The sequence below is a fragment of the Microbacterium zouquanmingi genome, from assembly GCF_052266695.1.
Lineage (GTDB): Bacteria > Actinomycetota > Actinomycetes > Actinomycetales > Microbacteriaceae > Microbacterium.
This window is the reverse complement of record NZ_JBQPQZ010000003.1, coordinates 68,631-81,456: the sequence shown is the minus strand read 5'-3', so window position 1 is coordinate 81,456 and position 12,826 is coordinate 68,631. Positions and strand designations below refer to the sequence as shown.

At 66.6% G+C, this 12,826-nt stretch carries 11 protein-coding genes; 3 read left to right on the top strand and 8 right to left on the bottom strand.

The features are described 5' to 3' along the window. The 4 genes from ACTU6U_RS07345 to ACTU6U_RS07330 all read right to left on the bottom strand — a co-directional run bounded on the left by ACTU6U_RS07345 (position 1) and on the right by ACTU6U_RS07330 (position 5,809). Complete coding sequence (locus ACTU6U_RS07345; RefSeq protein ID WP_443468472.1) at positions 1–453, bottom strand: hypothetical protein; 453 nt, start codon at positions 451–453, stop codon at positions 1–3. A gap of 83 nt (positions 454–536) precedes the next feature. Then, positions 537–1,880 carry a Re/Si-specific NAD(P)(+) transhydrogenase subunit beta gene (gene pntB / locus ACTU6U_RS07340; RefSeq protein ID WP_443468851.1) on the bottom strand — a complete coding sequence of 448 codons (1,344 nt, stop codon included), beginning with the start codon at positions 1,878–1,880 and terminating at the stop codon, positions 537–539. 65 nt (positions 1,881–1,945) lie between these two features. Further along, complete coding sequence (locus tag ACTU6U_RS07335; RefSeq protein WP_443468471.1) at positions 1,946–3,496, bottom strand: Re/Si-specific NAD(P)(+) transhydrogenase subunit alpha; 1,551 nt, start codon at positions 3,494–3,496, stop codon at positions 1,946–1,948. 171 nt (positions 3,497–3,667) lie between these two features. Beyond that, complete coding sequence (locus tag ACTU6U_RS07330; RefSeq protein ID WP_443468470.1) at positions 3,668–5,809, bottom strand: ATP-dependent Clp protease ATP-binding subunit; 2,142 nt, start codon at positions 5,807–5,809, stop codon at positions 3,668–3,670. A gap of 148 nt (positions 5,810–5,957) precedes the next feature. Here ACTU6U_RS07330 and ACTU6U_RS07325 point away from each other — a divergent pair, with 148 nt between their 5' ends. Further along, positions 5,958–6,605, top strand: coding sequence for a hypothetical protein (locus ACTU6U_RS07325; protein WP_443468469.1), 648 nt, complete (start codon positions 5,958–5,960; stop codon positions 6,603–6,605). On the opposite strand, the gene coaBC is transcribed toward ACTU6U_RS07325, so the two are convergent. Continuing rightward, positions 6,596–7,816 carry a bifunctional phosphopantothenoylcysteine decarboxylase/phosphopantothenate--cysteine ligase CoaBC gene (gene coaBC / locus ACTU6U_RS07320; protein WP_511261858.1) on the bottom strand — a complete coding sequence of 407 codons (1,221 nt, stop codon included), beginning with the start codon at positions 7,814–7,816 and terminating at the stop codon, positions 6,596–6,598. The two genes, ACTU6U_RS07325 and coaBC, sit on opposite strands and share 10 nt — an antisense overlap. Positions 7,817–7,839: 23 nt before the next feature. Here coaBC and ACTU6U_RS07315 point away from each other — a divergent pair, with 23 nt between their 5' ends. Next, entirely contained in the window at positions 7,840–8,532 is a 693-nt protein-coding gene (locus ACTU6U_RS07315; protein WP_443468467.1) for an NRDE family protein, read from the top strand. A 12-nt stretch (positions 8,533–8,544) separates the two neighbouring features. Here ACTU6U_RS07315 and ACTU6U_RS07310 read toward each other — a convergent pair whose 3' ends face one another. The 3 genes from ACTU6U_RS07310 to ACTU6U_RS07300 are packed head-to-tail and all read right to left on the bottom strand — an operon-like array spanning position 8,545 to position 12,088. Beyond that, the gene (locus ACTU6U_RS07310; protein ID WP_443468466.1) at positions 8,545–9,690 is read right to left on the bottom strand and encodes an AI-2E family transporter; all 1,146 of its coding nucleotides are present in this window, start codon (positions 9,688–9,690) and stop codon (positions 8,545–8,547) included. Further along, positions 9,687–10,895, bottom strand: a complete 1,209-nt coding sequence (locus ACTU6U_RS07305) for a glycosyltransferase family 4 protein (RefSeq protein ID WP_443468465.1) — start codon at positions 10,893–10,895, stop codon at positions 9,687–9,689. The genes ACTU6U_RS07310 and ACTU6U_RS07305 overlap by 4 nt, the downstream gene beginning before the upstream one ends. An 11-nt stretch (positions 10,896–10,906) precedes the next feature. After that, positions 10,907–12,088, bottom strand: a complete 1,182-nt coding sequence (locus tag ACTU6U_RS07300; RefSeq protein ID WP_443468464.1) for a glycosyltransferase — start codon at positions 12,086–12,088, stop codon at positions 10,907–10,909. Positions 12,089–12,204: 116 nt separating this feature from the next. On the opposite strand from ACTU6U_RS07300, the gene ACTU6U_RS07295 reads away from it, so the two are divergent. Further along, positions 12,205–12,792: a hypothetical protein gene (locus tag ACTU6U_RS07295; protein ID WP_443468463.1), complete on the top strand. Its 588-nt coding sequence runs from the start codon at positions 12,205–12,207 to the stop codon at positions 12,790–12,792. Positions 12,793–12,826: the final 34 nt, after the last annotated feature.

The following is a 12,826-nucleotide window of genomic DNA, read 5'->3' as shown; positions in this document are numbered from 1 at the left end:
TCAGGCGCGGCGCGAAGAGACCACGCCGGCGATCGCCGTGGCGATCGCTGCGAGCCAGCCGAGGATCGCGACGATCATCGCGATGCCGAAGATGGTCGATGCGGCATCAGAGCTCATCCATCCCCAGGTCGAGACGACCGAGCCGACCGGCCCGGAGTCACCACCGTCTTCCAGAGTGAACATCATCAGCAGCATCGCTGCCCACGTCACCCAGCTGGCGACGTCGTAGAGCACTCGTGTGCTGCGCGTCGCCTTCCCGTCGCGGTCGAAGATCACGATGATCGGTGCGATGTACATCGCGATGGTCACCAGCGGCCCGACGAACAGGCCGATCGCGGCCATCCACCCCAACGGTGCGCCGAAGAGCCCGCGACCGAAGACGATCAACAAGACCAGCAGCACCGGAGCGATCCACTGGAAGATGCGCACGAACCGGCCGCCAGAGATTCTCATGGTTCCGAGACTAACTTCAGGTCGCACTTTCTGCCGGTTTGAGGGGGTCATAACGGCAGAAAGTGCGACCTGGATCGGGGGGGCTACAGCGCTCGCAGGATGTCGTCGACGCGCTCCTTGGCGTCGCCGAACAGCATCTGCGCGTTCTCACGGAAGAACAGCGGATTCTGCACGCCCGCGTAGCCCGCTGCCATGGAGCGCTTGAACACGATGACGTTCTCCGCTTCCCACACTCGCAGTACCGGCATCCCGGCGATCGGGCTCGACGGATCCTCGGCAGCTGCCGGGTTCACGGTGTCGTTCGCGCCGATCACGAGCACGACGGACGTCGATGCCAGATCGTCGTTGACCTCATCCATCTCGAGCACGATGTCATATGGGACCTTCGCCTCGGCCAGCAGCACGTTCATGTGACCGGGGAGGCGACCTGCCACCGGGTGGATGCCGAAGCGCACATCCACTCCGCGATCGCGCAGCTTCTGCGTGAGCTCGGCGACCGGGTACTGTGCCTGCGCGACAGCCATGCCATAGCCCGGCGTGATCACGACGCTCGAGGCGTTCGTCAGCATATCGGCGACGGTCTCGGCGTCGATCTCTCGGTGCTCGCCATGATCGACATCTTCCGATGCGGGCGCGGCGATGCCGAAACCACCGGCGATCACCGAGATGAACGACCGGTTCATCGCCTTGCACATGATGTACGACAGGTACGCACCGGAGGATCCGACCAGCGCACCGGTCACGATCAGCAGGTCGTTGTTGAGCAGGAAGCCGGCCGCGGCCGCGGCCCATCCCGAGTAGCTGTTGAGCATCGAGACGACAACGGGCATGTCGCCGCCGCCGATCGAGGCGACCAGGTGCCAGCCGAGCGCGAGCGCCAGCACGGTCACCACGATCAGCAGCACGAGCGACGGGGTGATGACGTACCAGACCGTCAGCCCGATGAACACGACGAGCGCACCGAGGTTCAGCACGTTCTTGCCGGGCAGTATGAGCGGCTTCGACGAGATGCGTCCCGACAGCTTGAGGAACGCGACGATGGACCCGGTGAAAGTCACGCCTCCGATGAAGATGCCGATGAATACCTCAGCATGGTGGATGTCGGCGAGCGCACCCGTGAGCCCCGGGCTGTGCAGGTGTCCGTTCCAGCCGACGAGAACGGCGGCAAGGCCGACGAAGCTGTGCAGCAGCGCGATGAGTTCGGGCATCCCCGTCATCTCGACGCTGCGAGCGCGCCAGAGTCCGATGACGGCACCGACGAGCATCGCGACCAGCAGCATCACGAGACCGATGATGGCCTGCGGCTCGCCCCAGGCGCCCTGGAACGTGACCCAGATCGTGGCGACCAGAGCGATGGCCATGCCGACCATGCCGTACGCGACGCCAGAGCGCGAGGACTCGTGCCGGCTGAGGCCGGCGAGGCTCATGATGAACAGCAGGGCGGCGACGATGTACGCGGCGCCCGCGACGGATGCGGCAATTTCGAGCGCGCTCACTTGCCGGCTCCCTTCGAGAACATCTTCAGCATTCGCCTCGTGACCGCGAACCCTCCGAAGATGTTGATGGATGCGACGAGCACAGCGATCGCAGACAGGATCTGCACCACGATGTTCGGGGTCGCGATCTGCACGATCGCGCCGACGATGATGATGCCCGAGATCGCGTTGGTGACGCTCATGAGCGGGGTGTGCAGCGCGTGCGACACCTTGCCGATGACGTAGAAGCCGATCACGACCGAGAGCATCAGCACGGTGAAGTGCTGTGGCAGCGGCGCGGGGGCGACAGCATTGACGAGGAAGAGCACAGCGATGCCGACGGCGATCAGCCCGGCCTTCGCGCCAGCCGAGAGGCCCTTCTTCTTCTCGGGGGCTGCGGGTGCGGCATCCGGTGCTTTCGCGACCGGCGCCGCCGATACCTGCACCGGAGGCGGCGGCCAGGTCTCTTCGCCGTCGCGCACGACCGTCACCGCCCGCTGCACGACGTCGTCGAAGTCAATGACGAGCTGGCCGTCCTTACCAGGGGTCAGCAGCTTCAGCAGATTCACGAGGTTCGTGCCGTAAAGCTGCGATGCCTGGGTGGGCAGGCGCCCTGCGAGGTCGGTGTATCCGAGAATGATCACGCCATTCTCAGTCACGACTCGCTCGCCGGCGACCGATCCTTCGACGTTGCCGCCGAGAGCCGCTGCCATATCGACGATCACGCTGCCCGGCTTCATGCTCGCCACATCTGCCGCGGTGATCAGAATCGGAGCTGCGCGGCCGGGGATGAGCGCGGTGGTGATGATGATGTCGACGTCGGCTGCCTGCTCAGAGTAGAGCTCGGCGGCCCGCCTGTTGTAGGCCTCGCTCGTCGCCTTGGCATAGCCGTCGGACGAGACCTCCTTCTGCTCCTCGGGCACGATCACCTCGAGATAGGTGCCGCCGATTGACTTCACCTGGTCGGCGACCTCAGGGCGAGGGTCGGTCGCGCGCACGATGGCGCCGAGGCTGGATGCTGCGCCGATGGCCGCGAGGCCCGCGACACCGGCACCGGCGACGAGCACCTTCGCAGGCGGCACCTTTCCGGCGGCGGTGACCTGACCGGTGAAGAAGCGCCCGAACTCGTTGGCTGCTTCGACGACCGCGCGGTAACCGGAGATGTTCGACATGGAGCTGAGCACGTCCATCGACTGCGCACGCGAGATGCGCGGCACGGCATCGAGCGCGAGCGCCGTGATGCCGCGCGTGGCGAGCGCCTGTCGCAGCTCGGGACGCAGATTCGGGCTGAGCTGCGCGATCAGCGTCGCACCATCCGCGATGCGAGCGATCTCCGCATCCGTCGGTGCGTTCACCTTCAGCAGGATCGGCGACGTCCACGCCTCATCGGCGCTGACGATCTCGGCGCCGGATGCCGCGTACGCGGCGTCGGGATAAGCGGATGCTGCGCCAGCACCCGCCTCGACCACGACGTCGTAGCCGATCTTGCGCAGAGCGCCGACCGTCTGGGGCGTCGCGGCGACCCGCGTCTCACCGACCTGTTCTCGCACGATGCCGATTCGCATCATTCACCGCTCCTGTCTCCGTCAGCATGGACCCGATGGCCCCGCACGACACACATAAGACGAGACTCTATCGACGGCGATTCAAAGCAAAGGAGATGTTTCGCCAAATCCCCCCGAAAGAAATGAGCTTCTTACCCTTGAGTGAAGTTGCCTCGCAGCGTTCGAGCGCGGGGATCAGGAAGCGGTCAGCACCAGCCCTGACCCGTCGGCCGCAACATCCACCCTGACGGTGTCTCCGTCGCGCACGCCGCCCGAGAGCAGCGCGGTGGCGAGCTTGTTCTGCACCTCGGTGGTGATGAGCCTGCGCAGCGGACGCGCACCGTACACGGGGTCGTATCCGCGCTCGGCCAGCCACGACCTGGCGTCGGGCGTGACCGCGAGCGTGAGCCGGCGGTCCCGCAGCCGCCGCTGCAGCTGGTCGACGGTGAGCTCGACGATCTGTGCGAGGTCGTCTTCGCTCAGAGCCTGGAACATCACGATGTCATCCAGACGGTTCAGAAACTCGGGCCGGAACGACTGGCGCACCAGCGCCATCACGGCGTCCCGCTTGTCTGCCATCGACATCACCGGATCGATCAGGATCGGCGAGCCGATGTTCGAGGTGAGGATGAGGATGACGTTGGAGAAGTCGACAGTGCGACCCTGCCCGTCGGTGAGCCGTCCGTCGTCGAGCACCTGCAGCAGCACATCGAAGACCTCGGGGTGCGCCTTCTCGACCTCATCGAGCAGCACGACGCTGTACGGGCGACGCCGCACGGCCTCGGTCAGCTGACCCCCCTGCTCGTAGCCGATGTACCCCGGAGGGGCACCGACGAGCCGCGACACAGAGTGCTTCTCGCCGTACTCCGACATGTCGATGCGCACCATGGCGTGCTCGTCATCGAAGAGGAACTCTGCGAGAGCCTTCGCCAGCTCGGTCTTTCCGACACCCGTGGGGCCGAGGAACAGGAACGATCCGGTCGGGCGACCGGGGTCGCTGATGCCCGCGCGCGAGCGCCGGACGGCGTCGGACACGGCAGCGACGGCCTCTTTCTGCCCGATCAGACGCTTGCCGAGCTCGCTCTCGAGGTGCAGCAGCTTCTCGCTCTCACCCTGCAGCAGCCGGCCGACGGGGATGCCGGTCCACGCGGCGATGACCGCGGCGATGTCTTCATCGGTGACCTGCTCATTGACCATCCGATCCTCGCCCGCTGACGCGGCCTCGGCCTGCTCAGCCTCGGCGATCTCGCGCTCCAGGCGCTTGATCGTCTCGTACTCGAGCTTGGACGCCTTCGTGTAGTCGGCGTTGCGCATCGCGAGGTCACGCTGCGTGATCGCGTCATCGAGCTGCTTCTTGAGCTCGCCAACGCGATTCAGTTCCTGGCGCTCACGATCCCAGCGCTCTTCGAGCCCCGCGAGTTCGCGCTCCAGCTCGACCAGCTGCTCGCGCAGTGCGGCCAGGCGTTCCTTCGAGGCGGCATCCTTCTCGCGCTTGAGCGCGAGCTCTTCGAGCTTCATCCGGTCGACCTGGCGCTTCAGCTGATCGATCTCGACCGGAGACGAGTCGATCTCCATCTTCAGCCGCGACATGGCTTCGTCCATAAGGTCGATCGCCTTGTCGGGCAGCTGGCGGCTCGGCAGATACCGATTCGACAGAGCGGCCGCGGCGACGAGCGCGCTGTCGGCGATCGTCACTCCGTGGTGTGCCTCATAACGACCCTTGAGGCCACGCAGGATCGCGATGCTGTCTTCGACAGTGGGCTCGCCGACGTACACCTGCTGGAAGCGGCGCTCGAGAGCTGCATCCTTCTCGATGAACTCGCGATACTCGTTCAGCGTGGTCGCGCCGATCAGCCGCAGCTCACCGCGGGCGAGCATGGGCTTGAGCATGTTGGATGCCGCAACAGATCCCTCGCCACCGCCCGCCCCCATGAGCGTGTGCAGCTCGTCGATGAACGTGATGATCTGCCCGTCGGACTCGGTGATCTCTTTGAGGACCTGCTTCAGGCGCTCTTCGAACTGGCCGCGGTACATGGCGCCGGCGACCAGAGCAGAGATGTCGAGAGTGATGAGGTCTTTGCCCTTGAGGGATTCGGCGACATCCCCCGCGACGATGCGCTGCGCCAGCCCTTCGACGACAGCGGTCTTGCCGACACCCGGTTCACCGATGAGCACGGGGTTGTTCTTCGTGCGGCGGGTGAGCACCTGGCTCACGCGACGGATTTCGCTGTCGCGACCGATCACGGGATCGAGCTTGCCCTGGCGGGCGCGGTCAGTCAGGTTGATGCCGAACTGCTCGAGTGCGGACTGCTGTTCATCTTGGGCGGGCGTGGTCATCTGTTTCCTCCTGGAGGACTCCTCGCAAAGTTGAGTGTTCTTGACTCAACTTTAGCAAAGCCACTGCCTGGGAGCAAGAGGCCGCGTATCCGAATCTTGGCTATGGTGTGGCCAAGAGAGATGGTGTGGCCAAGAGAGAAGGGGCATCGTGTCGATTCAACAGTCGCGGAGGCGACGCAAAGCTCTGCAGATCCTCGGCCTGGTCGCGATCGCGCTGCTGTTCGTCGTCGCCCTGTGGATCGACCTGACCACGCAGGTGTGGCAGCAGGCGGTCATCCTCGCCGGCATCGCGGCGGGGCTTCTCACCTTCCTGCTCACCGCCCTGTTCTTCGAGCAGTGGATGGCGCGCTCCGCGCACAAGCGCTGGTTCCCCGTCACACACCTCGCCCTCACTGATCTGCTGCATGCACTCAGCGACGAGGAGCGCAGCGAGTTCAGCCGCGGGCAGATCGCGGCTCGGTCCATCAAGAACGCCGGAGATCACGACTCCGCGCTCGTCGCGATCCACCACGAGCGCCGCGCCATCACTCACGCCCTTGCCCGCTGGGCGGGCTTTCTCGCCGCCAGCGCCGACGTGCAGGAGCTCATGGACCACATCGCCGAACTCGCCCTTCTGCTCGACGAGGCGCGAGATGCCGTGCTCGACGCCGAGAGCGCCCCGACCAGCGCCCCCGCTCAAGACGCGATGCGCGCCGCGATCGCGTCCGCGGATGCGTCGATCCAGGCCGCGGTGGATTCGATCCAGGCGACGCTCGGCGCGTTCACCGCACAACGCGCGGCCGCTCTTCAGCCCTGATCGGCGACCACGGCATCCCAGATCGCACCGGCGACCTCGCGCTTCGAACCCTCCACGGATGCCACCACCGCCCCGCCTGCTCCGAGAACCTCGACCGCATTGTCGGACTTCTCGAATCCGTGCTCTGCGTCAGCGAGGTTGACGACGAGCAGGTCGACGCCCTTGCGTTCGCGCTTGCGCACGGCACGCGCGCGGCGCTCGTCAGCATCCGTCAACGTCTCGGCGGCGAAGGCGACGATCTTCTGGCCCTCCCGGCGAGAGGTCGCAAGCCCCGCGATGATGTCCTCGTTCAGGACCAGGTCGATCCGGTCGAGGACGCCGTCCTCCTTGGTGAGCTTCTGATCCACCGAGGCAGCCGGCCGGTAGTCGGCGACCGCAGCCGCCATCACGATGATGTCGGCTAATGCCGCGGCATCCCGCATCGCCTCGCCCAGCTCCGCGGCAGTTCCCACCGCGCGAATGTCGACGAGCGGATGCTTCGCCGCGGCCAGCACGTCGGCCGCGACGTTCGCGGCGACAAGCATCACCTGTGCACCGCGAGCGGCTGCTTCCGCGGCGAGCGCTGCGCCCTGCCGACCGCTGGAGCGATTGCCGAGGAAGCGCACCGGGTCGATCGGTTCACGGGTGCCGCCGGCGGAGATCACGACCGTGCGGCCGACGAGATCCTGCGGGGCGAGCAGCCCGAGGGCGGCGGCGTGAATCTCTTCGGGTTCCTGCATGCGACCCGGCCCTGAGTCCCCTCCGGTGAGTTCGCCTTCTGCGGGTCCGAGGATGTGCACGCCGCGCGCACGGAGGGTCGCGATGTTGGCTTGCGTGGCCGGATGCCGCCACATCTCGGTGTGCATCGCCGGCGCGATCGCGACCGGAGCCATGGTGGCCAGAAGGGTGGTTCCGAGCAGGTCATCGGCAAGGCCCGCGGTCATCTTCGCGATGGTGTTCGCCGTGGCCGGGGCGATGACCACGAGATCGGCGGCTTGGCCGAGCGCGACGTGACGCACACGGGCGACATCGTCGTGCACGCTGGTGGTGACCGTATTGCGGCTGACCGCCTCCCAGGTCGGAGTGCCGACGAACCGCAACGCGTCTGCGGTGGGGATGACCGTGACGTCGTGCCCGCCCTTGATGAGCAGCCGCACGAGCTGCACCGTCTTGTACGCGGCGATGCCGCCCGTGACTCCCACAACGATGTTCATGCCTTGATTCTGCCTCAGCGTCCGGCAGCTAAGCTGGCCGCGTGTGCACCGTCGTCATCGATGTCGCAGAACCTGGTGGTTCGAGACTCCTCGCTGTCCGAGATGAGGACCCAGAGCGCGCGTGGGACTCGCTGGGTCCGTGGTGGCCGCAGCAGTACCCCGCAGTGTCCGGCATCCGTGATCGCCGCGCGGGCGGCGCCTGGCTCGCTGTCGACACCGAGGCCCACCGACTCGCGGTGCTGCTCAACCGCGCTGACGTTCTCGACCTTCCCGAAGATCAGGTGCGCACTCGCGGAACGCTCGCGCTCGAGTCCGTGGCGGGACGCTCACCCGAAGCGCCGCTCGCCATGCACGGCTTCAACCTCCTCGAGGTCACGCCAGATGCTGCGCGCGTACTGTCCTGGGACGGCGAAACCCTCACGGAGACCCCCGTGCCGCACGGCGTGCACATGATCGCGCACGACGGCCTGGACGACCCCGCCACTGCACGCATCGCACGCTGGCTGCCGGAGTTCCAGGCCCGTCCTGCTCGAACCGAGCACTGGGAGCAGTCGTGGGTGGATCTGCTTGCAGCATCCGCAGAACTCGACCCGACCGATGACGCCGCGATCATCCGCGACAACCGTCCGCACGGGTATCCGACGCAGTCTCTGCTCTACTGCGTGGCCGATGTCGGCCACCACGGCGTCACGATCGACGAGTCGAACCTGACCGCGCCGGGCCACTGGGGCTGAGCCGGACCCGAATCAGCGCTGCCAGATCCACCGGCGACGACGGCGGCGCACGAGCACCGGCTCGGGTTCCGGCGGCGGCGGCACCGCCGTGCGATCACCGCTCACCCATCGCAGCCACAGCGCATCCGGGTTGCCCTCGAGGATGAGCGCCCGGGTCAGCAGCGTCAGCGGGATCGAGAGGATGGCGCCGAGAGGTCCGATCACGAACGTCCAGAAGATCACCGAGAAGAAGCTCAGCGTCAGGCTGAGGTCCACCGCATCGCTGACGAACTTCGGCTGCACGAGCACCTGCAGCACCACGTTGACGACGCTGTACACAGCGATCACACCCAGCAGCAGCGGCCAACCGCCGATCGCGAACGCGAGCACAGCCGGTGGCACCAGCCCGAGGATGAATCCGATGTTCGGGATGAAGTTCGTCACGAATGCGAGGATCGCCCAGACGACCGGAGCGGGCACGCCCATCCACCACAGCGCAAGCCCATCGATGATCGCGACGATCGCACCGAAACTCGCGTTGACGATGTAGTACCGACGGATGCCGCGGTTGAGCTGCGAGATCCGCCCGATGACGTGGCTGCGCGTCGCGCCGAAGACAGCAGGTGCGTGCCGGTAGCGTGCCGCATCAACGGCCATGAAGATGATGTACGCGAACACGAAGAACAATGCGGTGGCGACGGCCAGCACGGTCCCGCCGACGCTCTGCACCATCTTGAGCAGGCTCGCCGGTGCCAGCAGCGACGTGACCGCATCCGACGCCTCCTGACCGAAGCCGAGGTCGGTGAGCCAGGTGACGAACACATCGAGCTGACGGGTGACTCCGCCGTCCGCGGCGAGATCCATGACCAGGCGCGTGAACTGATTTCCGGCGAACCAGAGCAGCGCCCCCATCGCGAGGAGGATCACGTAGGCCAGGAGGATCACGATCGTGGATCCGAGCCATGACGGCAGACCACGCCGCATCAGCGGCATCCGAGCCGGTTCGCAGATCACGACGATGACGATCGCCAGTGCGATGGGACCGACCACCTCTCGGGCGAGGAAGAGCCCCGCGATCACGATGACGGCAGCCGCAAGCGCCATCAGCACACGCAAGCTCGAGGAGAGCATGGGTCCCGGTGACGGCGCGGGACTGTTCGCGGAGGAGGAGCTGGTCATGTGGCCAGCGTATCGGCCGCACCGTGGCGGCCGGCGAGCACCCGTTCGTAGATCTCGATCATCGCCGCGGTGCGCGACGACTGCCGGAACTCCTCGCCGACCTCGGCGAGCGGAGACGGCGCCTCACCGGTCCTGATGTCGGATGCGGCGCGCGTGAGCGTGTCGGCAAGGGCAGGCACCGAAGCATCCGGAACCGCCCACAGACCACCGCGCAGCTCATCGGCGATGTCGGGGTCGCTGACGATCGTCGGCGTCCCGAGCGCTGCCGCCTCGAACGGGGTCATGCCCTGCGTCTCGAATCCGATGGAGGTCTGCACGACGGCATCGGCGTCGGCGATCCGCGCGAGCGTTTCGGCATACGGCAGGCGCCCAGCAAAGCGGATGCCGCTGTGCCCGCGTGCGATCTTCTCGGCCGCGCGCAGTTGTCCTCCGCCGCCGATGACCTCGATGTCCGCATCCACCTGAGAGGTGACGACCGCCTCGAGGAAGGGGAGCAATCTCTTCTCCGGGCTCATGCGTCCGAGCCAGACGAAGCGCGGACGCCCCGGCTCGCGCTCCTGGCGCGTGTCGAGGATCGGCGCGAGCAGGTCATCATCGATGCCGTTCCACACCACGTCCACCCGATCGAACACGCCGTTCTGCTCGAGCCTGCGGGCGAAGTGCCCTGACGGTGCGGTGACGGCGCTCGCCCCCTGCGCGAGACCGTGCAGGAACGCCCACCCGTCGCTGCCGGCAACGGGCTGCCCGATGCCACGCATGGACTGCCGCCGCCACATGTTCAGTGCGGCGAGGGCAGGGCGATGCAGCGGGGTGACGGCTGCCATTCCGACGTCGACCCGGTTGTGCATCGTGTGGACGACCGGGATGCCGTGGCGATGAGCGAAGCGGTGACCGATGAACGCGCCCCAGAAGTCGGCCTGCACATGCACGATATCCACCGGTGGCTGCGTCGCGAAGGCACGGTCGAGGAACAGGTCGGTGCGCCTGCCCGGCCACGACATCGAATACTCACGATCGAGCGTGATCGGGATCGAGGGCAGGTCGAAGGGGTTTGGCCACCCGAAGATCCTGTCGCTGTGCATCTTCGGTGCAACCACGGTCACGGTGTGCCCTGAGCGCTCCAGGTACTGCTTCTGCAGCCGCATCGACACCTGCGCGCCGCCGAGCGATGCGAGGTGCTGATCGCCGAAGAAGACGATGTGCATGCGCTGCTCCGTCACTCCGGGAGCGGCTGGTCGCGGTACAGCGCCTCGAAGGTGTCGAGGGTGCGGTTGATGTCGTGGACGGCGACGCCGTCGAGGGACGCGCGCTGCATGCGCTCGTACTCTGCGGGATCGGCCGTGAGCACATCGGTCAGGCGGGCTGCCAGCTCGGTGACGTTGCCCGGCTCGAACAGGTACCCGTTCTCGCCGTCGTGGACGAGATGCGGGAGGGCGACAGCATCCGCAGCGACGATCGGCAGGGCCGAAGCCATCGCCTCCATCGTGGCGATGGACTGCAACTCCGCGATCGAGGCGATCACGAACAGGCTCGCGCGCGAGAGGATCGCGCGCAGCTCTTCGTCGGTGGTACGCCCGTGGAAGGTGACGCGATCGGCGATGCCGAGCTCGCCTGTGAGTCGCTCGAGGCTCTTGCGCTGGTCGCCGCCGCCGACGATGTCGAAGGTCACATCCAGCGCAGGGTCGAGCTTCGTCATCGCCTCAAGGATCACCTCGACCTGCTTCTCAGCCGTCAGGCGGCCGACAAAGACGATCCGGTTCTTCTCGCGCGGTGCGATCACGGGGTCGTACTGCGTGCGATCGATGCCACAGCTGACCGGGATCACGTTCTGCACTTCGACCGTGCGCTCGAGGAAGTCCGCCGCGCGACGAGTGGGCGTGGTGATGGCGCGTGTGAGATCGAACGTGCGCTTGGCGTCATCCCACGCGAACTTCAGCACGAGGTTGTCGATGAACTTAGGCATCGTGGTGTGATCGAGGATGTTCTCGGCCATCACGTGGTTGGTGGCGATGATCGGGATGCCGCGCTGTGCGGCGATCCGCGACAGACCGCGGCCGATCACGATGTGCGACTGGATGTGCACGACATCGGGCTGCACCCGGTCGATCACCTTGCGGGCGTAGTGCTTCGAGCGCCACGGCCAGACGAATCGAATCCAGTCATGCGGCGCCCAGCGCACGGACGGCAGCCGGTGCAGGGTCATCGGCTCGCCCTCGATGACCTCGGTGGCAGGAGCCGTGCGACGGTACTCGCGGTTCGGGGCGACGACGTGCACATCATGACCGCGCTGCACCAGTCCTGCGGCGAGGCGCTCAGCGAACCGTGCGGCCCCGTTGATGTCAGGGGAGAAGGTGTCGCAGCCGATGAGGATCTTCAGCGGAGCGTCAGGTGAAGTCACGAAGTGGCAGCCTTAGGGATACGCGGAGAGCCCGGTTGTGGGCGCACGCCACTTTACCCGAGCGCCCTGCACGATCTCCGCTCCCCCGCCGCTTGCGCCGCGGGTAGCGTGAAGGCATGCGCATCACCGCTTCCGCCGATCAGAGCCTATGGATCCCCGTCACCGATTCGCTCGGCTGGAAGGGGCGCCGCCACCGCAAGGCGGCACTGCGGATGCTGCTGGGCCAGGCCAACCAGATGCTCGGGCGGGGCGAGAAGGAAGGCTCTCGCATGGGCGCCTGGGCGATGAGCCAGGCCGCTCCCCTGCTGATGCGCCGGATGGACGGCCGGCTCCTCGCCTGGACCTGGAAGGCCGAGCCCGACCTCGTGGCGGCCCTTGCCACCGTGCAGGAGCTCACCCCACCGGTGCGGATCGCGCGCGCGAACCGACCGATCGAGTACGACGACACCGAGACGTTCACGAGCGCACTCGGCGCCGGCGAGAAGCTCGTGATGATCACGCCTCCGACGCCTGAGGCCGCCCCCTTCGCCAACTACACCTGGGACACCGGTACGCACCTGATCACGCTCCAGGCGCTCAGCCGCGACCGGGAACGGTTCGGCACGCTCATCCCCGCGCTCGACGACCTGGCCCGCAGCCTCCGGATTTCTGACGATCTGTCCGGCGGCGAATCGCCAGACCTGCTACGCCTCGACCCTGCCTGAACCTGCCAGTGATGGGTTAGATTGACCACACGAC